Source organism: Streptosporangium nondiastaticum, from assembly GCF_003011965.1.
In the GTDB taxonomy this organism is placed as follows: domain Bacteria; phylum Actinomycetota; class Actinomycetes; order Streptomycetales; family Streptomycetaceae; genus Streptomyces; species Streptomyces nondiastaticus.
The window spans coordinates 24,035-45,604 of record NZ_PXWG01000013.1; the positions used below are offsets into that span (position 1 = coordinate 24,035).

Here is a 21,570-nt window from a genome sequence, read left to right on the forward strand (position 1 = left end):
CCGGTCTCGGCAACCGCCGCCTGCCGACGAACACGGTGATCGTGTGGAGCGCCCTGCTCACCCACCGGCACCTCGACCTCCACCAGTACGCCTTCGTCGGTCAGACGTAATCGCTTCGCCATGCCGGTCCACACAAATCCCACGGCAGGCACCAAGACGACACCCCGAAGAGGAACGGAGTAGCGTGATGTCCACATCCACCTCACAGGTGCTGGCGCATGCCATCATCCGACTCGACCCGGTCGGCCTTCGTGCCAAACGGTTCGCCGTACTGACCACCACGACCCTGCCACTGATCGGTATGGCGGTGACGGTGTACCTCCTGGCGACCGGTAATTTCACGGCGACCGACCTGTGGCTCTTCGCCGGCATGTACTTCGTCCATGGGGTCGGTGTCACCGTGGGCTACCATCGCTACGCCGCCCACAGGGCCTTCCGCTCCGGCCCCGTATTCGAAGCCATCATCATGATCGCCGGTGCAATGGGCGCCCAAGGACCGCTGGTGTGGTGGGTTGCCACGCACCGTCGCCACCACCGGTTCAGCGACCGCGAGGGTGACCCGCACTCGCCGAATCTGCGCGGGCGCGGTCTCAAACAGCGGCTGCGCGGCCTGTGGTACGCGCATATGCCCTGGATGTTGAGTGACGAGGATTCCAGGTGGTCGGTGTTCGCCCCGGACCTCCTGCGTAATCAGCGCCTGATGTACTACCACCGCACCTACCCGTACTGGGTGATCAGCGGCCTCGCCATTCCCGGTCTGATCGGCTTTGCCGTCGAGGGTACGGAGAAAGCCATCCTGACCGGTGCTCTCTTCGGTGGCCTGGCACGGATCTTCCTGGCCAACCAGGCCACATGGATGGTCTCGTCGGTCAGCCACGCGGTGGGCAGCCGACCGTTCCACAACGGCGACCGCAGCGCCAACAACTGGCCCGTCGCCTTCCTCACCTTCGGCGAGGGCCTGCAGAACAACCACCACGCCTTCCCCGGCTCCTACCGGCACGGCGTGACCTGGCTGGAGCCCGATCTCAGCGGATGGCTCCTCGCCGTGCTCGGAAAACTCGGCATCGTCACAGACCTGCGCGAGCCGACCAGGGAAGAGATCGAGAAGAAGCGCAGGCAGGCAGCGGACGCTGCCACCAGCGAGTCGGCGGTATGGACGAGTTAACCCGTGTTCCGGAGAACGATTCTCGTCCCCAGCAGCCCCTCGTCCGGCACCGCTCATAAGTCGGGTGTGAGCTGTGCAGTACATGCCGAGCAGAAGGAAGCGGTCCCGTGAACAAACCCATTGCCAAACCCACCACGCAGTCATGGATGTGCCTGTTGTGCGGCTGGGTCTACTACGAGGCGCTGGGGCTGCCGGAGGAGGGTATCCCTCCCGGCACCCCCTGGGAGACCATCCCCGATGACTGGACCTGCCCCCAGTGCGGCACCTCCAAGGCGGACTTCGTAATGGAACAGCTCTGACAACTCTCACACGTTTCAGCCAGCGACCCCCTCCGGCGGGGGTGGAGGGAGTGCGCTCGCGGGTGAAACGGCTGACAGCCCGGGGCTGGGCGGGAGAGCTCCGGCCGAACGTGTTCGGCGCGGTCAGGCCGGCGGGGCCGGCTGACGTGGGATGAAAGCGTGCCGGCGGCGCCCAGCTAGGCATCCGCTCATGAGCATGGTCATCGACCACAGCACCATCGCCTCGTGCATGGCGGGCAGGGTCTCGTAGTCGCGCGCCAGGCGGCGTGAGCGCATCAGCCAGCTCAGCGTCCTCTCCACCACCCACCTGCGTGGCAGGACCACGAACCCGCTGGCGTCGTCGGAGCGTTTGACGATCTCGACGGCGAGGCCGAGTTTCCCGGCGGCCCAGTCGACGAGCCGGCCCGCGTAGCCTCCGTCCGCCCACACCAGCCGGATCGAGAAGTACAGCTTGCGCAACCGCTCCAGCAGCGGGACGGCGGCGTCGCGGTCCTGCACGCTTGCCGCGGTCACGAGCACCACCAGGACCAGGCCGAGGCAGTCGACCGCCAGGTGTCGCTTGCGCCCGCCAACCTTCTTCCCTCCGTCCCACCCCGATGTCGAACGCGGGACGTTCGCCGCTGCCCGCACCGACTGCGAGTCCACGATCGCGGCCGTCGGGTCCGGTGACCGGCCCTCCTTCACGCGCACGCGGTCGCGCAGCCGGTCGTGGAGCTCGGCCAGCAGCCCGGTGGCCTGCCAGCGGCGGGCGAACGCGTGCACCCGCCGGTACGGCGGGAAGTCCTTCGGCAGGTTCGCCCACTTCACCCCGTTGTCGACCACGTAGCGGACCGCGTCCAGCATCACGCGGTGGCAATAGTCCTCCGGACGGCCGCCCCGGCCCTCCAGCCACGTCGGCACCGGCATCGATGCCCGCACCATCTGCCACTCGGCCTCGGTCATGTCCGACGCATAGCACGGGTTCCGGTCCGGCCGGTCCGCGGCATTCCCGAACCAGTGCGCAAGGCAGTCACACGACCGGGACGCCACGGTGGACTCGGCGGGCATGAGCGCGAAAGGCTGTGGCAACAGAGCCTTCTGGTGCTGCTCGGTTGGGATCACAACCCCGAGCTACCAAGAGGCCCATCCTTCATGCGCCGACCACGCGAACAGGAACCCCGTTCGATTAGTCAAGCCCGCCGGACGGAAAGCGGAAGCCTTCTCAGTGTGCCATTGTCTCCAGACGACCGAGGTGATGCGGCGACCTTCAGACGCACCGTGGCGAGCGATCATCCAGACTCGCACAGGAGTCCGATCCGCACCCGAATGCCGGAGTTCAACGCTGCGTAGTCAGCACCAAGTCAGCACGGGAGGGGTGATCAGGGGTGCTGACGTGGGATTTCAGTCAGCACCAAGTCAGCACGGGAGTCGGCACCCGAGCGCCAGATCAGCCCAATCGCGACATTACTCCACACCGGATTCCTAAACCGAGTTGAGCGGTACACAGGGCCCGCCGCACCCCCTCATGGGTGCTGCCCTCACACCCCGTCCCCGAAGTGTGGCCTCCCACCATATAGGCTGCTGACCTGCATCTTCCTACGGTGTGGCGACGCAATGACGCGCCCCTCGCCCACCCGGAAGTGATGACCATGGCCACCCCTCCCCCACCCACCCCAACTCCCAACTCGCTCCCCAGAATCGTCGTCGCCAGCCTCATCGGGACCACTATCGAGTGGTACGACTTCTTCCTCTACGGTTCCGCCGCCGCGCTGGTCTTCAACAAGCTGTTCTTTCCCGGTTCTGATCCTCTCGTCGGGACTCTGTTGTCCTTCCTCACCTATGCAGTCGGCTTCGTGGCTCGGCCCGTCGGGGCGCTCGTGTTCGGGCATTTCGGGGATCGGGTGGGGCGGAAGCGGTTGCTTGTGGTGAGTCTGGTGATGATGGGTGGGGCTACTTGTGCCATCGGGGTGTTGCCCACTCATGCCGTTGCCGGGTCGCTCGCGCCCGTGTTGCTGACCTTGCTCCGGCTCGTTCAGGGGTTCGCTCTTGGCGGGGAGTGGGGTGGGGCCGTGTTGCTGGTGTCCGAGCACGGGGATGCGCGGCGGCGGGGGTTCTGGGCGTCTTGGCCGCAGACCGGGGCTCCCGCGGGGCAGCTGCTTGCTACCGGGGTGCTGTCCGGGTTGACGGCACTGACGTCAGAGGCTGCTTTTCTGTCGTGGGGATGGCGCGTGCCTTTTCTGTTGTCGGGGGTGCTGGTGATCGTGGGGTTGTGGATCAGGCTGTCCGTAGACGAGTCGCCCGTTTTCAAAGCCGCCCTCGCGCGGGCCTCCTCGGGCGAGTCCCGGAAGTCTCCGCTCATTGCCGTGCTGCGGGATCACTGGCGCGACGTCCTGGTCGCCATGGGGGCCCGTATGGCGGAGAACATCAGTTACTACGTCATCACCGCGTTCATTCTCGTCTACGCAACCGAGCAGACCCAGTTGCCCAAGCAGACCGCGCTCAACGCCGTCCTCATCGGATCCGCGGTGCACTTCGCCGCCATCCCCGCCTGGGGCGCCCTCTCGGACCGGATCGGGCGGCGGCCCGTCTATCTGATCGGGGCCGCGGGCATCGGCATATGGGCCTTTCCGTTCTTCGCGCTCGCGGACTCCGGCAGCTTCGGAGGGCTCGTCACAGCGATCACAGTGGGGCTGGTTCTCCACGGCGGGATGTACGCGCCCCAAGCCGCCTTCTTCTCCGAGATGTTCGCGACCCGGATGCGGTACTCGGGGGCCTCGATCGGGGCGCAGTTCGCGTCCGTGGCCGCCGGGGCGCCGGCCCCGCTGATCGCCACCGCGCTGCTCGCGGAGTACGGCAGCGGCACTCCGGTCGCCCTCTACGTGATCGCCGCCGTCCTCGTCACTCTGGTCGCGGTCGGTCTCGCCCAGGAGACGCGCCACCGTGAGCTCGACGAACCGCCGGCGGAGCCGCGAGGCGATGGAGCCAGAGGGCCAGCTGGATCTCCAGGGCGCGGGCGGGCGTCTGCCAGTCCGGGCCGAGCAGGCGGCCGACGCGGTCCAGGCGCTGGGCGACGGTGTTGACGTGCACGTGCAGGGCGTCCTTGGTGCGGACGGGGCTCATGCCGCCCGCGAAGTACGCGTCCAGGGTGGCCACGAGCGCGGTGCCGCGCCGCGTGTCGTACTCGACCACGGGACCGATGGTGCGGGCCACGAAGCGGCCGATACGGTCCTCTCCCCCGCCGCCCGTCTCCGCGAGCAGCAGCCCTACGAAGCCGAAGTCGTCGGCCGCCGCGCCCTCTCCGTCCCGGCCGAGCACGCGCAGCACGTCGAGGCAGCGCCTGGCTTCGGCGTACGCGGCGGCCACGGCCCCGGGGCCGGCCGCCGGAGCGGGTACGGGTGCGGAGGCGCCCACCGTGACGCCGGCGGGGACCGCGGCGCCGAGCTGACGGGCAGCACGGCGGGCCTCCTCGGAGGCGCTGCGCCGCCCGTCGTGCGGCAGCAGGAGCACCGTGCCGCCGTCCCTGGCCGCGGCCAGGCCGTGCCGGGTCGCCGCCAGGTGGGACGCCGCCGACCACAGCCGTTGCCGGTGGTCCGCGGACGCGGCTCCGTCCGCCGGACCCGGCGCCGGATCCACTGCGCCTTCCACCGCTCTCGCCGCCAGCACCACGTGCGGAGTGTCCAGGTCCGCCCGCAGGCGTGCGGCCCGTTCCCTCAGGAGGCGCGGGTCGCGGCCGGGCGCGTCGAGGAGGTCGTCGAGGAGCTCGCCCCGTACCCGCTGTTCGGCCTCGCCGGCCTGGCGGCCCGCGAGTTGCAGCAGTGAGGTGACCATGGCCGCGCGTTCGAGGGTGCGCTGGTCGACGGGGTCGAGGGCGGGGTGCCCGGACAAGGCGAGGGCTCCGAGGAGTTCGCCACCCGCCGACACGGCGACGTACCAGCCGTCCCCATGCCGTACGGCGCGAGAGCTGTTCACGGCGGCCGCGGGGCACCGGCCGGCCTCCAGGAAGGTGACCTGCCCGCCGAGGCTCTCCGCGACCGCCGCGGCGACGTCGTGCACGTCACCGCCGCGCAGCACGAGTGCGGTGAGCCGGTCGTGGACGTCGGAGGCGCGCTCGATGACGGCGCTGCGGTCGCGGATGATCTCGTTGGCGGCCTCCAGCCCGGCGAGGGCGGAGCGGGTCTCGGCCAGCAGGTTCGCCGTGTCGATGGCGACGGCGGCGTGCGCGGCGAACGAGGCGAGGAGCGCCGTCTGCCCGCGTTCGAAGGCGCGGGCGCGGCGGTCCGCCGCGAAGAGCACCCCGATGACGCGGCTGCCGAGCCGGAGCGGCACGCCGAGGATCGCGACCAGCCCCTCGTCGCGCACTCCCGAGTCGATTGTCCGGGTGTGCTGAAAACGGGGGTCGTCGAAGTAGTCGTCGGTGACGTAGGGGCGGGCGGTCTGCGCGACGAGCCCGCCCAGACCCTCCCCCATGCCGAGCCGCAGCTGCTGGAAGCGGGCGGAGACCGAGCCGTCGGTGACGCGCATGTAGGTGTCGCCGGCGGCCGGGTCGTGGAGCGTGAGGTACGCGACGTCCGTGCCCAGCAGGGAGCGGGCCCGCTGCACGATGGCCTGGAGCACCGCGTCGAGGTCGCGGAGGCCTGCCAGGTCGTGGGAGGTCGCGAAGAGGGCCGACAGCTCGGCCTCGCGCCGCCGCCGGTCCTCCAGTTCGGCCCGTACGCGCAGGGCCAGGTGCTTGGCGCGGTCGAGGGCGGCAAGCCGGTCCGGCGGCGCCCCGTCCGCGCGGGCGCGCAGCACCGGACGCTCGTACTCGGCGGCGGGAGCGCCGCGGGCGAGCAGCGCGAGGTACGGGGTCTCGTACGAGGTCTCGGTGTGATCGTCGGGCATGCGCACAGACTTACCTCCGGCGGCGGACGGCGCACCAGTCACCGGGCGAAGCGGCTGCGGATCGGCTGCGAAGCGGCTCGGGATCCGCTGCGGATCGGCTGCGGTTCACCGGGCAGCCGTCAGGTACTGAGTGACCGTCAGTCAGTGCGCCGTCCATCCGCCGTCCATGGTCAGCGTGCTGCCGGTGATGAAGGAGGCGTGCGGTCCGCACAGGTAGACGACTGCCTCGGCGACCTCGCCGGGTTCGATGAGGCGCTTGACGGCCGAGTCCGCCAGGAGGATCTCCGTGAGGACGCTCTCGGCGGGGATGCCGTGGAGGGCGGCCTGGTCGGCGAGCTGCTTCTCGACGAGCGGAGTCCGTACGTAGCCGGGACTCACGCAGTTGGACGTGACTCCGTGCGGCGCCCCTTCGAGGGCGGTGACCTTGGACAGCCCTTCGAGGCCGTGCTTCGCGGCGACGTAGGCGGACTTGTAGGCGGAGGCCCGCAGCCCGTGCACGGAGGAGATGTTGACGACGCGGCCCCATCCGCGTGCGTACATGTGCGGAAGGGCCCCTCTCAGCAGCCGGAACGGCGCTTCGAGGAGGAGGGCGAGGACGGCGCGGAACTCCTCCGGCGGGAAGTCCTGGATGGGTCGTACGAGCTGGGTGCCGGCGTTGTTGACGAGGATGTCGGTGCCGGCGGCCGCGTGCTCGGCGGCGTCGAGGTCGGTCAGGTCGAGCAGTACGGCCTCGACGGCGCCGGGCAGGTGCTCCGCCCGTGCGCGGAGGGCGTCCAGGCCGGGGGCGTCGCGGTCCACGGCGTGGACCCGGGCTCCGGCGGCGGCCAGCCGCAGGGCGCAGGCGGCTCCGATGCCGCCTGCGGCGCCGGTGACGAGCGCGGTGCGCCCGCGCAGATCGACGGAAGAGTCCGCCGGGGCCGGTGGATTCAATGGATTCACTGAATTCGCTTGATTCGCTGGATTCACTGGTGAGTTCGGAAGGTGTGGTGCGGTCATGACCGCACCCTAGGCCGGGCCCTCGGCCGGACCGATGTGGTCTGCAGCCACATTGCGGCCCGCTTCCGTGGCGTGCGGCGACACCTTCCGGCAGCGGAGGCTTGGACGCCGGGCCTACGGCCTGCGTCCCATCACGTGGCGGAACCGGTCCTGGTCGGACACGCCCGCCGCCGGCGACGCCTCCGTAGGCGGCCCGTAGTAGCGGTTGCTGTCCACGATCGGGCTCTCGCTCACGCCGTGAGGGTGGCCACGGCTCGGGAGTGCTTGAGCCGGTTGATCGCCCGTTCGGCGGTGTTGCGCTTCTTGTACCGCTCTTCGTCGAAGCCAGGCGGCCGTCCGCCGCGTGACCCTTTGCGCAGGCGGGCGGCCTGGCTGTCGGTCTTCTCCAGAATCGTGTGCCGGATGCCCCGGCGCCGCAGATACTCGCGGCACGGACCGTTGCTGTAAGCCTTGTCCGCCGCGAGGCCGGCAGGCCTCCTGCGTGGCCTGCTCGGCCCGGTCCGCGGGACGCGAATCTTCTCCAGCACAGGCCTGAACTGTGTGCAGTCCGCCCGCTGTCCCGGTGTGACGATCAGGGACAGTGGGCGGCAGCGGCCGTCCGCGCTCAGATGGATCTTGGTGGTGAACCCGCCGCGCGAGCGGCCCGAACTCTCACCTCTCGCACCACCTCCACCACGCGGGCGCCGGCGGCGGATCGGTGCGCGCACCGGCGGCGTGCTGATGCGCCCGCACGATGGTGGAGTCGACCGAGATGTCCCAGTCGATCTCCCCGGCTGCGTCGGCCTCGGCCTGGACCTGCTGGAGCAGGCGTTCCCAGGTTCCGTCGACCGACCACAGGCGGTGGCATTCATAGACGGTCTTCCACGGGCCGAACCGTTCAGGCAGGTCACGCCACTGAACGCCGGTCCGAACCCGGTGCAGAATCCCGTCAATCACCTGCCGGTGATCCCGCCACCTGCCGCAACGCCTGTTGCTGACCGGCAGGAACGGCTGCAGCCGTTCCCACTCGGCATCGCTCAAATCGCCCCGCCCCATGTCCACATCAACGACCCGGATGCGGAGTAGCCACATGATCGGCCGGACAAGTCCTAGGTGGCGGAATGTACGTGGCGGCATGCGGCGCAGGCCGCCACATACGGCTTCCGGGGCCCCACCGGGTTCAGGAGATTGGGCCGCCATGCCTGGGTTCAGCGGTGGAGGACGGTCTCCGCATGCATGTGTGTCAGTTTTTCAGGGTTGCGTATGGCGTAGAGGCCGGTGATGAGTCCGTCGTCGAGGCGCACCGCTACGACAGTGTCGATCTCACCGTCGAGATGGAGTGTCAGCGCCGGGTGGCCATTGACCAGTGCCGGCTGTAGTGACCAGCCCTCGGTGCTGAACCGGCCGAGCCCGGCGGTCAGTAGGCGGCCCACCTTGACGGCTCCCGTCACGGGTTGCCGGACGGCCTGTTTGATGCCGCCGCCGTCGCCGAGGAAGACGACGTCGGGGGCGAGGATGTCGAGCAGACCTTGCAGGTAGCCTGTTTCGGCGGCCCGCTGGAACGCGGTGAGCGCGTTGCGGGTCTCGGCCGGGGACACCGCTCCGCGCGGCCGGCGTGCGGCGACGTGTGTGCGTGCCCGGTGAGCGGTCTGGCGGACCGCGGCCGGGCTTTTGCCGACGGCTTCGGCGATCTCGTCGTACTCGAAGCCGAACACTTCACGCAGGACGAACACGGCCCGCTCAGCTGGCGTGAGGGTCTCCAGGACCAGCATCATCGCCATCGAGACGCTGTCGGCCGGCTCGACGTCTTCCGCCACATCCGGGGCGTTCAGCAGCGGTGCGGGCAGCCAGGGACCGACGTAGGACTCCTTGCGGCGGCCGAGCCCCGGCGCAGTGCCGAAGGCCGGGGCGGGAAGCAGCAGCCTTCCCGCCCCCGACTTACGCGAGGTGGGCGCGCACGGCCCAGTGCGGCCTCCGCGAGGATCGCCGGCTGAGGCCCCACCGGGAATGCAGAGCGAGTTAAACAGGCGTGTCGAGGGTGGGGATCCGCACGCTCCGGCGCCTTCGCTTCGTGTGAGCCGTGGCCTTCCTCGCGCCTCCTGCCGGGAGGTTGCCAGGTGCATCGTGGGCGAGTGAAGTAGGGGGTCCGCGTACGTGGTTCAGGTTCGCTTGCGCCGGAGTTCACCATCTGGTGCTGGTGCGCCTGCCTGGTGTCCAGTGTTTCCCTGCCGGCGTGGTGTTCATGTCCTCGCGGCAGGTCGTCGTGTGTCCCGCGCTGGGGCAGTGGTTTCTCGGTCCGCGGGTACGAAGGTACGTTCGTCCACACGGAGGCATGAGTGACAACTCGTGTTGTGCATGATGTGCCACTGCCGTCCCTGGTCAGTGACTGCTGTCGCAGGCTGACCCGGTATCTGTCCCTGCGTGTCGATGCCCATGGGGCCTTAGTGGACCAGTGCGGCAGCAGGGTTGTGGAGTCGTCGCTCTTCCTTGCTTTGCTGTGCAGGATGGAGGCGTCTTCGTGGCGTGCCGCGGCGGGTGCCCGGGTGGCAGGCTGCCTCGGGCGGTCGTCGGGCGACCAGGGATGGCAGGCGTTGCTCGCGCGGGCGGTGCTGGGCGAGTCCAAGGCAGGTGACCGGCTCCTTGCGGTCTCGTACCTGAGGGGGTTCGACCACTTCACCGGAGCGCGCAAGAAGGCGTTGCTCGCCACACTGTTCGCCGTGTGCAGGGTACTGCCCTACGACCGGCGCCTGGCCGGCCTCGAGCTGCCGGGCCCCGAAGCCAACGCGACCTGGACCCGGCTTGTGGTGCTGGCCGTGCGTGTGCTGCACGGCCGGGAGACCGGGCTGCCTCCGTCGTCGGTGGCCGGGGACACCGCGGAGCTGCTGCGGCTGCTGCACCAGGGCAGTGCGCGGGAGGTGTGGGAGGGGAATCTCCTGGCACATCTGCTCGCCCTCCACGCGGTGCACGCTGTGGATCCCGGCGCGTCCGAGGTGTCCTGCGGCATGCACGTGCTGACGGCCCGGCAGAATCCGGACGGCGGGGTCCCGTTCGTGGAGAGCCACGACCTGTTCCTCACTGCCAAGGCCGGCCTGGCGCTCGTGCGGGCCGGCGGTCGGCGCCGTCTGATGCTGCGCATCGGCGACTACGTCGCCTCCGGGCAGAATCCGGAAGGGGGCTGGGCCTTCGCCTCGCGTGTGCGGCAGTGCGATGTCGACAGCACCGCTGTGTGCGTGCAGTTCCTTCGCGACCTCGACCACGCCCGCTACCGTGACCAGATCGGCAGGGCGGAACAGTTCTTGCGTTCCATGGCCGTGCCCGGCGGGGGCCTGCCGACCTACCGGCAGGGGGAGCCGCCCGAAGCGGAGATGACTGCGGCGGGGCTGATCGTCCTTGCCCCCGGCAGCCGGCAGTCGGATCCCCTGTTACGTGAGGCGGTGGTCTTCCTGCTCGATCAGCAGTCCGGTGACGGCACCTGGCCCCAGAGCTGGACGCTGAGCGAGTCGAGTGTCATCGGGCGTGCGGTCCACGCCCTGACGTGTCTTCCTCCCGCGGTCGCGCAGGGCCTGGAGAAACGTATCGGTCGGGCCCTGGAGCGTGCCGCCGCCCGGCTGCGGGGCACCCAGAACAAGGACGGGGGCTGGGCCCAGCGCGCAGGCGGCGTGAGCGATCCCATCAGCACTGCTCACGCGGTCAGCGCCACACACGGTATGAAGCACAGGGACCTGGCGTACGCCGGCACCCGCTGGCTGATTGCGACCGAGCGGCCCGGCGGCGGCTTCCACGGGCCGGCCGACCAGGTGGGTCCGCGCCCGATCCCCTACGACTTCCCCTCACTTCCCAGCATCCACGCCCTGACGGCCCTCACTGACTGGCCGCGCTGGCGCGACCAGTCACCTTCGTCGATGCCCCGGGTCCCACTGGAGCCCGCCCCGGCAGCTTTGTCCCGGCGACGAGAGGCAGGCTGACGCTCATGCGCGCCGAACCGGGCACACCGCACCACCAGGTGAACCGGACACAGGACCCCCGTCCCGAACTCACCGTCCCTGCCCCTCGGATGCCCATCCCGCCGACCGCCCCGAACCCCTTCGCCGCCCAAGCCCACGCCGCTGTGTGCTCCTGGCTCTCCCGATTCGGGATCTGTCAGTCACCCGCTTCCCAGCGCAATCTGCGTCGGGCCCGGATCACCGACACCACCGCACTGGCCTACCCCGACGCGGGGCCGGCGGACCTCGTGCGCCTCACACAGTGGCTGTACTGGACGTTCATCATGGACGACGACTTCGACGACGGCCCCGACGGCCGTGACCCCGCCCGCTGCGAAGAAGCCCTCACCTCCCTGGTGCGCGTACTGGACGGCGGGGCAGGCCGGACCCCTGCCACACACGCCTTCGCGGACATCTGGCAGCGGATGCTGGCCAGCAGGTCAGCGGCATGGCGCAAGGAGTTCCGCAAGGACACCGAGGAATGGCTCTGGACCTACTACGAGGACACCGTCGATCGCGCAGCAGACCGCTACCCCTGCATCGACGCCTACCGCTACCGGCGCGCACGGGGGGTGGGCGCCCACATGTTCCTCACGCTCGCCGAACTCGGCGCAGGCCTCGACCTCCCCGAAGCGCTGCGGCACCTGCCCGCGCTGCAGGATCTCAAGCGGGCCGCCGCGGAGTACACCGGCCTCAACAATGATCTGTGGTCCGTGGCCAAGGACCGCTCCGTGGGAGTCTTCCACAACGCAGTGGTACTCCTGGAACGGAATGAGGGCCACACCGCCCGCGTTGCTGCCGACCGCGTCGCCGGCATGCTGGCCGACTGTGCAGAAGCCATGCTCACCGCAGCCCGGGAGCTCCCCGCACAACTCGACGCGACCGGCATGACCGGCCCGGCACGCACGGATGCCCTCACCTGCGCCACGGCCTACGAGAAGTTCGTCCGGGGCTGCTTCGACTACTACCACCAGGCCGACCGCTACACCCGGCCCGAACCCTGCTCCTCCAGCACCCCCGCACCCGTCCACCGGCTTTTCGAACCCGTACAGCCCCCCACCACCACGCACCATCCCTGAGCCGAGGAATCAGCAGACGGAACCCAACCGGCCCCGGGCCTCCCTCCTCGGGCGCCCGGGGCCGGCCCGCCGCCTAGGACTTGTCCGGCCACCCCTCTGCGTGTTCCCTTCCCATCGCCGTCGCGGCCCCTACGATCTGAATCGTCGCCTTCGGAACTCCTCGCCGCGTCCTCGGCGCGCCCGGCGACTGCGTACGTTCACTCAGAGGCAGCCACGGGGCAACCACGAGACAGCCACGAAGCAGCCATGAAAAATGCGGAGCAGAAACTACGGTGCTCACCGACAACCGAAAACTGATCGAGGGAGCGTACCGCGCGTTCGCGATCGGTGACATCCCCGCGGTGCTCCAGGCCTTCGCCGAGGAGATCACCTGGCACGTTCCGGGTCGCAGCCCGCTCTCCGGCGACTACCGGGGGCACCGGGAAATCGTCGAATTCTTCGGCCGGGTCATGGAGCTGTCCGAAGGCTCGTTCCGCATCCGGATCGACGACGTGCTCACGGACACCTCGCGGGTCGTTGTCCTGTGCACGGTCAGCGCGGAGCGCAGCGGCCGGGCACCCTGGTCGTCACCGGAAGTGCACGTCTGGGACATCGCCGCCGGTAGGGCCGTCGCGTTCCGCGAGTTCCAGGGGGATCAGCAGGCCGAGGACGCGTTCTGGTCCTGACCGGCCGGTGCGCGACGCCGTGCCCGTCGACGGCACGACACGGCACGACACGACAGGGCAGGGCAGGGAGTCAAGGCCGGGCGAGCAGCCCGTAGACGTGCAGTGCGCCGGAGAACGTCGCCGCGTACACCTTCCCTCCCGTGACGGTCGGCGGTACGAACTTGGCGAACAGGCCCACGTCATCACGCGGGGCGTTCGTCTTGCTGTTCCACAGCTCGCGCGTGAGGTCGTCCGCCTGGTAGCAGCGCAGGATTCCTTCCACCACCGCCTGGTTGGCGTCGTCCCGGTAGGGGTGGGAGGCCCACAGCAGGCCGGTGGCGGGGTCCGTGTGGTGGGCGGAGAGGGAGAGCATGCCGCCGGGCATGCCCGGGGAGCCTCCGGGGACGCCGGCCGGGTCGGTGGTGGTGCTCGTGGACACGGGCGTGGTGGCGAAGCGCCGGCCGTCGAAGCGGTAGGCGCTCAGGAAGGCGTTCTCGGGCCAGACGTAGGCCCACGGGCCGTCCGGGAACGGGAAGTCTCCGTACACCGGTCCGCCGTGGATGTGGTGGCGGTTGCCGTCGGGGGGCACGACGGAGAAGCTCTGCGGGATCTGGGAGTCGGATCCGGCGTGGAAGTGGCCCATGTCCGTGGTGTCGAGCAGGTAGAACTTGCCCTCCTTGCCGCCCCCCAGCAGCAGCGACGTGCCGGGCAGGAGCAGGGGGCCGGCCGAGCCGAGGTCGATGTCCCGGGCGTCGAGGGCGGCGTTGTTGTACGGCGAGAACCAGTCGGCGAGGGCGAGGTCGGGGGTGAGTTTGACGATGCTGTCGCCGAGTTCGCTGCCGTCGGCGGCGAATCCGCCGTTGCCGGTCATGAAGTACAGGCAGCCCCTGTCGTCGACCGCGAGGCCCTGTCCTGCCTGCCAGATCCCGCCCATGCGCGTCCCCGGCGTCGCCACGTAGGCGCCCCTGAGGGCGAGGGTCTCGGCGTCGTGGGCGAGGACCCAGCCGTGGTACGGGCGGCGGTCCCCGTAGGCGGCGAAGGCGATGTACACCCGGCCGTTGGCCAGCGTCAGCGCGGCGCGCTGGATGTGCCGCTTGCTGACGAACGCGAGCCTGCCGCCGCTGCTGCCCTCGCCGGTGCCGGGGACCTCGGCGGCGATGCGGACCGGGCCGCCGAGGGCCTCCTGCCCGGTGGCGAGGTCGAGGGCGTGCAGGGTGTGGTGGTGGCCGTCGGCGTCCTTCGTGAAGGCCACGGCGTACAGGACCTGGCGCGCGGTGTCGATGACGGGGGTGCTGACGATGCCGACCTCGACGGCGATGTCGCGGTAGCCGGACGGTCCGATCTGCGGGTCGGGCAGCGGGGCGGACGGCCCGAGGGACGCCCGCCACAGCGGGGCGGTGGCGGCGGGGTCGTGCGCGTCGAAGGCGTAGACGCTGTTGTGCATCGTCGCCGCGTAGACGATGTCGCGCGGGCCGGTGCCGGGCACGTCCACGCCGGGGACGACGAGGGGCTGGGCGTAGATCTGGCCGTCAACGGCACGGGTGAAGAGCTTCCCGAAGGTCGTGGGGCCGACGGTGAGGGGGGTGAGCGCGTGTTCGTGGAGGTTGGCGCCGGTGCGCCGGTTGTCATTGTGCTGCGTGGTCACCGGCGCGGGGCCGGCTCCGTCGGCGATCGCCGGCATCCGCGGGTGCCCCTCTCCTCCTCATTCGCGCCACTCCGTACCTCTCCGGGCCAGAGTCGACGAGGGGCCGCCGGGCCTCAATCACCGGAACGGGTGACACAGGGGCGCGGCGTCCCTGTGGGGACGGGCCCGAGCAGCGCGCACGCCGAGCGGAAGGGGAGCGATTGCGCCTCCGATCCCGTTCTGACCAGTGACGGCCGGCTCGTGGCCGGGTGCATGCGCCGAAATGGAACTGACCGCTGCTCGGGGAGCTCCGGGCCGACGAGCCGAGCCGACGGGCTGCGGGTCACCGCCCGGCGTGCCGTTCGAGGTATATGGACGTGAACACGGCGACCTTGGCGCGCAGGGCCCAGGGGTCGAACGGCTTGCTGATGTAGTCGACCGCGCCGGCCGCGTATCCGCGGGCCGTGTGTTCCGGGTCCTCGCCCATCGCCGTCAGGAAGATGATGGGCACGTCACGGGTGCGGGGGCGCCGCTTGATGTGTGCGCAGGTCTCGTAGCCGTCCATCTCCGGCATCTGCACGTCCATGATGATGACCGCGAAGTCGTCGTGGTCGAGGAGCGCCTTGAGCGCCTCCCGTCCGGAGGAGACGGTGACCAGGTCCTGGTCGAGGGTCTCCAGTACCGCTCGCATCGCGAGCAGGTTGTCCGGCTGGTCGTCGACGATGAGGATCCTGGGCATGGCCCCGGAGCCGGGAACGGAGGCGGAAGCCGGGGCGGGGGCGGCGGGCAAAGCCGTGGGCAGGGCCGTGGGCAAGGCCGCGGCTACGTGCTGCTGCTCCACCGCCTCCAGCTGCCGTTCGAGCAGCTCGCACCGGGCCTCCGCGGCAGCGCGCTGTTCCCGCGCCTCGCGGAGTTCCCTCCCCAGTCGCGACACTTCGGCCTCCAGGGCGTTGCGTTCCTGCAGGAGGTCAGAGACGTCGGGGTGGGCCGCCGCGAGGCTGTCCGCGCGTTCCCGCTCGGCGCTCCGGTCGGCCTCCAACTGGTTCAGGCGCACTTCCAGGTCGGCGATGCGGTGCGTACGGTCCAGCAGCGCGTCGCCCAGCACGTCGCCGCGCACGGTCGAGCGCCGGGAGACCCGGTCGGCATCGGCCAGTTGCTGCTCCAGGATCTCCACCGCGTGTTTGGGGGAGGAGCCGGCGTCGACGGCCGATCCGTACAGGCCGCGTACGAACTCGATGGCCTCGGGGGTGACTGCGGTTCCCCGGTGTTCGGCGAGGTCCGCGAACAGGTCCATGACCACTTGCCACGGGGGTAACCGCGTCCCGTTCAGGTAGCGCGAGAACGTTCCCGGATCGCGCCGGCGGCGGGCCGCGTACCGCCGCACGGACACCTCCATCCCCTCGAACAGCTCCCGCAACGCCTGGGCCAGGGCCCGGGACGTGTCGGTCAGGTCGTCGCCCAGCGGCCGAAGCTCTCCCACCGCCTCCTCCTCTCTCTCCCGCGCCGGCCCCGCGGCCGGTCAACGCTCCCGCCGTCGCACCGACCGGTCAGGATCCACCAGTCAGGATCAGTCAGGGTCAGTCAGGATTCACAGGATGAGGGGCCACGTGCCCGTTGCGCTTCGCGATCCGGGAAGTGACGCAACGATGCCACCCGTTGCCACCGTCCGCGCCACCCCCGGGACGCCTCGTCCCCACTGATGAGAGACCTCCGGCCGACGGACGTTGACGCGGCCCGGCATGGCGCGGTGCCCGGCGTTGCACCGCAACGCCCGCTCCTCGAAGCCTATTTACAATACAGGCGTGCGCTGTATCGTAAATCCATGAGCCATGGATGCGACGACGGCCGACGCACCACCAGCGGCACCGCTACCCCGCAACCCGCCCCAGACGCGCGCTCTCCCGGCCGCCCCCGCAGCCGGGAGGCGGACGAGGCGATCCTCTCGGCGGCGCTGGACCTGCTGATCGAGCGGGGTGCCGCCGCGGCCGGCATCGAGCAGGTCGCACGCCGCGCCGGGGTCACCCGCGCCACCGTCTACCGCCGCTTCCCGACCCTCACCGACCTGCTGGTACGGGCGGTCGAACGGGAGTACCGCGACCTCGGCCCCGGCTCGCTGGACTGGCCGGACGTCGACGCCATGATCACGGACTGGGCCCGTCACCTCAGCAGCCCCCGCTCCCGCCGGCTGGCCCGCCGCCTCTACGCCTCGGTGGACGACCTCCCCGAACTGCTGCGCGCCTACCACTCCGCACACGGCCGCCACCGCGGGCGGGCCGTGCGCGCCGTACTCGAACGGGCCCGCGCGGCGGGGCAGCTGCCGCCGGGCAGCGACCCGGAGGTCCTGCAGCAGATGCTCAGCGGCGCGGCGCTGCAGCACCTCGCCGCTCACCCCGACACCGCCGGCGAGGACGAGGTCAGGGCCTACTTCGCCGCCGTCCTCGGCCAGGCCGGCTACCGGCCGTCAGCCGCACCCGCCGCACCACCCGCCGCACCACCTGTCGCACCACCCGCCGTACCCGCCCCCGTGCCTGTCCCCCGAAGGAGTACCGGTCGATGAGCGAGAGCAAGGCGTGGCCGGCCCGGGACATCCGCCGGGCCCGCAGGCAGGGCACGGCCGCGATCATGCAGCGGCAGCGCGACCGGCTGGCCGGCATGGTCGCCCACGTCCGCGCCGTCTCCCCGTACTACCGCGAGCTCTACCGCGGTCTCCCCGAACGGGTGGAGGATCCGGCCCTGCTGCCGGTCACCGACAAGAAGACGCTGATGGAGCACTTCGACGACTGGGTGACCGACCGCGACATCACCCGGGAGAAGGTACGGGCGTTCACCGACGATCCCGACCTGATCGGTCAGCGGTTCCTCGGGAAGTACCTGGTCGCCACGACCTCGGGCACGAGCGGCCGGCGCGGGCTGTTCGTGCTCGACGACCGTTGCATGGACGTCGGCTCCGCCCTGATCTCCCGCGCGTTCGCCTCCTGGCTGGGCCCTGCCGGCATGCTCCGGGCCACCGTGCGCGGCGCGCGCTTCGCCCAGTTGGTGGCCACCGGCGGGCACTACGCGAGCTACGCCGGGTACTCGCGCGTGGTCCGCGAGGGCGGGCGGCGCGGGAAGCTGCTCCGCGCGTTCTCCGTGCACATGCCGATGCCGCAACTGGTCGCCGAGCTCAACGCGTACCGGCCCGCCATCGTCATCGGCTACACCAGCACCATCATGCTGCTCGCCGCCGAGCAGGAGGCCGGCCGCCTGCGCATCGACCCGCTGCTGATCGAGCCCGCCGGCGAGACGATGACCCCGCACGACACCGACCGCGTCGCCCGCGCCTTCCGCACCACGGTCCGCGCGGCGTACGCCGCGACCGAGTGCACCTACCTCAGCACCGGCTGCGCGGAGGGCTGGTACCACGTCAACAGCGACTGGGCGGTGCTGGAGCCCGTCGACGCCGGCCACCGGCCCACCCCTCCCGGCGAGTTCTCCCACACCGTCCTGATCAGCAACCTCGCCAACCGGGTGCAGCCGTTCCTGCGCTACGACCTCGGCGACAGCGTCCTGCTCCGGCCCGACCCGTGCCCCTGCGGCAGCCCGCTCCCGGCGATCCGCGTGCGGGGCCGCGCCGGTGACGTCCTCACCTTCCCCACGGGCAACGGCGGCCACGCCAGCCTCTCCCCTCTGGCCTTCGGCACGCTCGTCGACCGCACCCCCGGCGTCGAACTGTTCCAGATCGAGCAGACGGCCCCGTCGACCCTGCGCGTACGCCTGCTCGCGGCCGCCGGCGCCGATCCGGACCGGGCGTGGCAGGCCGTCCTCCAGGAGCTGACCCGCCTGCTCGCCGGCAGCGGCCTCGGCCACGTCACCGTCCAACGGGCCGAGGAGCCGCCTCAGCAGACGCCCGGCGGCAAGTACAGGACGGTCATCCCGCTCGCTTCATCAGTCCCCGGTCCCGCCTGACGGCCCGGCTCCGTGCGACGACCCCGGCGGTCAGCCGACCCGGGTGAGGTGTTCCGCGACCTTCTCGGTCAGGAGCGCGGGGTTCTCGGCAGGGAGGCCGTGCCCGCCGGGCACGCGCAGCAGCCGGGCGTGAGGTATCCCGTCGGCCAGTTCGAGCTGGTGGTGCGGGAAGACGATGCGGTCGTCGGCGCTGGAGAGGATCAGGGTCGGGGCCGTGACGCCCGGGAGCAGGCCGGTGAGGTCGAGGGTCGTGTTGGCTTCGGACAGCCGGGCGAACCCGTCCTGGGCCCGGTCCCCGTCCAGCAAGCCGGTGAAGGCGCCGGCCGCCTGATCGAAGGCTGTCCTGTCCCAGGTGCGGAGGGTGTCCTTGCCCATGGCCGTGAGCAGGAGCATCCGCGCCATCGCGGCCGGGTCGGTGCGGACCAGCTCCTTCCACAGCTCGAACTGGAACGCCATCTGCGCGTCGGCACGGACCCATCCGGCGTGGACCGTCAAGGAGCCGACCAGGCCCGGGTGCAGGCCCGCGACGGCCGTGGCCACGACGGCACCGAGGGAATGCCCGACGAGGTGGAAGCGTTCGAGACCGGCGTCCCGGGCCGCCGCCACGACGTGGGCGACCATGTCGCCGAGCGTGATGGGCCCGCCGGGGTCACGGGTTCCGCCCGAGCCGGGCAGGTCCGGGGCCACGATGGTGTACCGGTCGCTGAGGGCCTCGATGAGCGGTCCCCAGTTGGCCTGGCCGGTGGCACCGGTGCCGTGCACCAGGACCAGGCCCGGGCCGCTTCCGGTGACCAGGTAGTGGGCCTTGCTGATGCCACCGGAGACGGAGACGTCGACTACGGGCATGGTGTTCCTCTTTGAGATTTCAGGGCGTGCAGATTTCAGAGCTTGCAGATTTCTTGCAGATTTCAGGGCTTGCGGAAAGTGCCGGTCGCGGGCGGGAAGCCGGCCACGATCCGTACGAGTGGTCCGATCCGTACGAGTGGTTCCGGCGGCTGATCAGGCGGCCGGGGCGGGAGCCGTCAGGTTCAGGGCCGCACGGAGCGCCTCGGTGAAGCGCTCGGCCCGGTCCTGCTGGGGCATGTGACCGGCGCCTTCGATGACGGTCAGACGGGCGCCGGGGATCAGGCCGGCGCACTCGCGCGGGACCGACAGCGGGACCTCGGTGTCCAGCTCGCCGTGCAGGAAGTGAGTGGGGACCCGTACGCCGCCCAGCCGGGGCCGGGGGTCGTAGTCCGCCTGGTCGAGGACGAGCTGGTCGATGAGGAACGTGGCGTCCAGGACTTGCCGCACCGACCAGTCGATCATGGCGGCGCTCACCCCCGGGCGGAACCAGTGCGGCACGAAGTCCGCCAGGGTGCCCGCCCTGTCGGCGCGCAGATCCGCCAGCAGCTTGTCCATTCCTTCCCGCATATCGCAGAAGTGGTGGATGCCGGCGTCCACCGGGATGATCGCGCCGATGCGGTCCGGAGCGGCGAGCGCGGCCTCGACGGTGAACGCACCCGCGATCGACGATCCGATCAGCACCGGCCGGTCGAGCTCCAGGGCGTCGGCGAACTCCAGGATGTCGCTGGTGATGCCGTCGATGCTGTAGCCGGTGGCGGGCCGGTCCGACCGGCCGCAGCCCCGCCAGTCGAGGGTGATCACGCGGTGGTCGGCCATCAGGTCGGCGGCCTGGGCGTCCCACACGCGGCCGCTGGTGCCCCAGCCGTGCAGGAACACCAGGGGCCGGCCGGAGCCGAGGTCCTGGTAGTGGAGCGTGGTGCCGTTGACGGTCACGTAGGCCATCGTCCTGTCCCTTCCTCATGCGCGCCGGCCGGCGGGCCTGCAGGGCCGGCCGGCGGAACGGCCCGCGCGCCGCGCTGTTGTGTCGTGGCCCATTCCACGGGACAGGGCGGTGACGGCCAAGGAGCGATCCGCTCCTAGACTGATCAAGAAACGTGATGAATCGACGTCATGAATTGGCGTCATGAATCGCGTCATGGATCGCGTCATGAACCGAGGGGGAAACGGCGTGGAGTTGCGTCAGGTGCGCTACTTCGTGGCGGTGGCCGAGGAGCTGCACTTCGGACGCGCCGCCGAGCGGCTGCACATCGTGCAGCCGACCGTCAGCCAGCAGATCCGGCGGCTCGAGCGCGAGCTCGGCCTCAAGCTGTTCGACCGCACGACCCGTACGGTGACGCTGACCGCCGCGGGTCGGGCCTTCCTGGCGCACGCCCGCGCCGTCCTGGAAGCCGAGCGTTCCGCGCTTGAGGCCATGGCCGCGCTGCACGCGGAGCAGGAGTCGACCCTGCGGGTCGGCACCACCACCGGGCTCGGCCTCCGTCTGGACGCGGTGCTGACCGCGCTGACCGAGCGGGCCCCGCAGCTGCTGGTCGAGCTGGTCAGCGCGCCGCGGGCGACCCGGCTCCAGCAGGTGCGCGACGGGGAACTGGACGCCGCCTTCGTCCGGGGCGCGGACGCGCACAGCCCCGGCCTGGAGTTCCTCCCCCTGTGGCGCGACTCCCTCGTCGCCGCCCTGCCCACAGGCCACCCTCTGGCCGCGCCACCACATGTGCCCCTCACCGACCTGGCCGGCCTTCCCCTGCGGATCGCGCCCCGCGAAACCAACCCGCACCTGGTCGACACGGTCGTCGGCGCCTGCCGCGCCGCGGGCTTCGAGCCGGTCATGGGTGCGGCGTTCACCACCGACCAGGACACTCTGGCCGCGATCGCCACCGGCAGGCCGAGCTGGACGGTCTACTACGCGTCGCAGGCCCGCATCCAGCCGGCGCCCCGCGTCTCCTTCCGCCCGTTCGCCGCCCCTGCCCCCGCCGTCCGTACGTACCTGGTGGTCCGCCCCCACTCCCCTTCCCGCCGGCTGGCCGCTCTCCTGGACGCCTGCAACAGCCTGGCGCGAGAGGAAGGCCCGGGAGAGGAAGGCCCGGGAGAGGGAAGTCAGGGCGAGGAAGGCTGAGGACCGGGAACAGGCGCGCCCCCTGGTCCCGACGGCGAGC

16 protein-coding genes and 2 pseudogenes are annotated in these 21,570 nt (G+C 70.8%); 9 read left to right on the top strand and 9 right to left on the bottom strand.

Annotated elements, in window-relative coordinates; genetic code table 11:
- The first annotated feature begins 187 nt into the window (after positions 1-187).
- Both B7P34_RS08430 and B7P34_RS08435 read left to right on the top strand, forming a co-directional pair.
- A complete protein-coding gene (locus B7P34_RS08430; RefSeq protein ID WP_106675185.1) occupies positions 188-1,165 on the top strand; it encodes an acyl-CoA desaturase in 978 nt (325 codons plus the stop codon).
- 107 nt (positions 1,166-1,272) lie between these two features.
- Positions 1,273-1,464, top strand: coding sequence for a rubredoxin (locus tag B7P34_RS08435; protein ID WP_435693954.1), 192 nt, complete (start codon positions 1,273-1,275; stop codon positions 1,462-1,464).
- Positions 1,465-1,587: 123 nt separating this feature from the next.
- Here the strand turns inward: B7P34_RS08435 and B7P34_RS08440 are convergent, their stop codons facing one another.
- Positions 1,588-2,406 carry an IS5 family transposase gene (locus B7P34_RS08440; RefSeq protein ID WP_106675186.1) on the bottom strand — a complete coding sequence of 273 codons (819 nt, stop codon included), beginning with the start codon at positions 2,404-2,406 and terminating at the stop codon, positions 1,588-1,590.
- A gap of 686 nt (positions 2,407-3,092) precedes the next feature.
- Here B7P34_RS08440 and B7P34_RS08445 point away from each other — a divergent pair.
- On the top strand, positions 3,093-4,523 hold the full coding sequence (locus B7P34_RS08445; protein ID WP_435693955.1) for an MFS transporter: 1,431 nt from the start codon (positions 3,093-3,095) through the stop codon (positions 4,521-4,523).
- Here the strand turns inward: B7P34_RS08445 and B7P34_RS08450 are convergent.
- The 4 genes and pseudogenes from B7P34_RS08450 to B7P34_RS08470 all read right to left on the bottom strand — a co-directional run.
- Positions 4,414-6,324 (bottom strand): annotated as a pseudogene (locus B7P34_RS08450) (helix-turn-helix domain-containing protein); the annotation flags it as partial. The gene B7P34_RS08445 and the pseudogene B7P34_RS08450 sit on opposite strands and share 110 nt — an antisense overlap.
- Before the next feature lie 141 nt (positions 6,325-6,465).
- Positions 6,466-7,254, bottom strand: coding sequence for a 3-hydroxybutyrate dehydrogenase (locus B7P34_RS08455; protein WP_223267633.1), 789 nt, complete (start codon positions 7,252-7,254; stop codon positions 6,466-6,468).
- 308 nt (positions 7,255-7,562) lie between these two features.
- Positions 7,563-8,355, bottom strand: a pseudogene (locus B7P34_RS38350) (IS5 family transposase); the annotation flags it as partial.
- 152 nt (positions 8,356-8,507) lie between these two features.
- Positions 8,508-9,116, bottom strand: coding sequence for a sigma factor-like helix-turn-helix DNA-binding protein (locus tag B7P34_RS08470; RefSeq protein WP_223267634.1), 609 nt, complete (start codon positions 9,114-9,116; stop codon positions 8,508-8,510).
- A 627-nt stretch (positions 9,117-9,743) separates the two neighbouring features.
- Here B7P34_RS08470 and B7P34_RS08475 point away from each other — a divergent pair.
- From B7P34_RS08475 to B7P34_RS08485, 3 genes are all read left to right on the top strand, one after another.
- On the top strand, positions 9,744-11,264 hold the full coding sequence (locus B7P34_RS08475) for a prenyltransferase/squalene oxidase repeat-containing protein (protein ID WP_146166768.1): 1,521 nt from the start codon (positions 9,744-9,746) through the stop codon (positions 11,262-11,264).
- Between the two features lie 89 nt (positions 11,265-11,353).
- A complete protein-coding gene (locus B7P34_RS08480; RefSeq protein ID WP_106675192.1) occupies positions 11,354-12,361 on the top strand; it encodes a terpene synthase family protein in 1,008 nt (335 codons plus the stop codon).
- A 272-nt stretch (positions 12,362-12,633) separates the two neighbouring features.
- Complete coding sequence (locus B7P34_RS08485) at positions 12,634-13,026, top strand: nuclear transport factor 2 family protein (protein ID WP_189382585.1); 393 nt, start codon at positions 12,634-12,636, stop codon at positions 13,024-13,026.
- A gap of 70 nt (positions 13,027-13,096) precedes the next feature.
- Here the strand turns inward: B7P34_RS08485 and B7P34_RS08490 are convergent, their stop codons facing one another.
- Together B7P34_RS08490 and B7P34_RS39690 are read right to left on the bottom strand one after the other, a co-directional pair.
- Positions 13,097-14,686: a pyrrolo-quinoline quinone gene (locus tag B7P34_RS08490; RefSeq protein ID WP_106675194.1), complete on the bottom strand. Its 1,590-nt coding sequence runs from the start codon at positions 14,684-14,686 to the stop codon at positions 13,097-13,099.
- A 286-nt stretch (positions 14,687-14,972) separates the two neighbouring features.
- Positions 14,973-16,109, bottom strand: a complete 1,137-nt coding sequence (locus B7P34_RS39690) for a response regulator (protein WP_189382587.1) — start codon at positions 16,107-16,109, stop codon at positions 14,973-14,975.
- Positions 16,110-16,451: 342 nt separating this feature from the next.
- Between B7P34_RS39690 and B7P34_RS08500 the strand changes: the two genes are divergently transcribed.
- Complete coding sequence (locus B7P34_RS08500; RefSeq protein WP_106675195.1) at positions 16,452-17,186, top strand: TetR/AcrR family transcriptional regulator; 735 nt, start codon at positions 16,452-16,454, stop codon at positions 17,184-17,186.
- Positions 17,183-18,574: a CoF synthetase gene (locus tag B7P34_RS08505; RefSeq protein ID WP_106675196.1), complete on the top strand. Its 1,392-nt coding sequence runs from the start codon at positions 17,183-17,185 to the stop codon at positions 18,572-18,574. Before B7P34_RS08500 ends, B7P34_RS08505 begins: the two co-directional genes overlap by 4 nt.
- Positions 18,575-18,604: 30 nt before the next feature.
- Here B7P34_RS08505 and B7P34_RS08510 read toward each other — a convergent pair whose 3' ends face one another.
- Positions 18,605-19,420 carry an alpha/beta fold hydrolase gene (locus tag B7P34_RS08510; protein WP_106675197.1) on the bottom strand — a complete coding sequence of 272 codons (816 nt, stop codon included), beginning with the start codon at positions 19,418-19,420 and terminating at the stop codon, positions 18,605-18,607.
- Between the two features lie 153 nt (positions 19,421-19,573).
- Positions 19,574-20,362, bottom strand: coding sequence for an alpha/beta fold hydrolase (locus B7P34_RS08515; protein ID WP_106675198.1), 789 nt, complete (start codon positions 20,360-20,362; stop codon positions 19,574-19,576).
- Positions 20,363-20,567: 205 nt separating this feature from the next.
- Between B7P34_RS08515 and B7P34_RS08520 the strand changes: the two genes are divergently transcribed.
- The gene (locus tag B7P34_RS08520) at positions 20,568-21,530 is read left to right on the top strand and encodes a LysR family transcriptional regulator (RefSeq protein ID WP_223267635.1); all 963 of its coding nucleotides are present in this window, start codon (positions 20,568-20,570) and stop codon (positions 21,528-21,530) included.
- Positions 21,531-21,570 lie beyond the last annotated feature (40 nt).

Excerpts from the sequence above, each read along its gene's own strand:
- B7P34_RS08430 (WP_106675185.1), top strand. The coding sequence starts at position 188 with ATGTCCACATCCACCTCACAGGTGCTGGCGCATGCCATCATCCGACTC.
- B7P34_RS08440 (WP_106675186.1), bottom strand. The coding sequence starts at position 2,406 with ATGACCGAGGCCGAGTGGCAGATGGTGCGGGCATCGATGCCGGTGCCG.
- B7P34_RS08445 (WP_435693955.1), top strand. The coding sequence starts at position 3,093 with ATGGCCACCCCTCCCCCACCCACCCCAACTCCCAACTCGCTCCCCAGA.
- B7P34_RS08480 (WP_106675192.1), top strand. The coding sequence starts at position 11,354 with ATGCCCATCCCGCCGACCGCCCCGAACCCCTTCGCCGCCCAAGCCCAC.
- B7P34_RS08490 (WP_106675194.1), bottom strand. The coding sequence starts at position 14,686 with ATGCCGGCGATCGCCGACGGAGCCGGCCCCGCGCCGGTGACCACGCAG.
- B7P34_RS08500 (WP_106675195.1), top strand. The coding sequence starts at position 16,452 with ATGAGCCATGGATGCGACGACGGCCGACGCACCACCAGCGGCACCGCT.
- B7P34_RS08505 (WP_106675196.1), top strand. The coding sequence starts at position 17,183 with ATGAGCGAGAGCAAGGCGTGGCCGGCCCGGGACATCCGCCGGGCCCGC.
- B7P34_RS08510 (WP_106675197.1), bottom strand. The coding sequence starts at position 19,420 with ATGCCCGTAGTCGACGTCTCCGTCTCCGGTGGCATCAGCAAGGCCCAC.
- B7P34_RS08515 (WP_106675198.1), bottom strand. The coding sequence starts at position 20,362 with ATGGCCTACGTGACCGTCAACGGCACCACGCTCCACTACCAGGACCTC.
- B7P34_RS08520 (WP_223267635.1), top strand. The coding sequence starts at position 20,568 with ATGAACCGAGGGGGAAACGGCGTGGAGTTGCGTCAGGTGCGCTACTTC.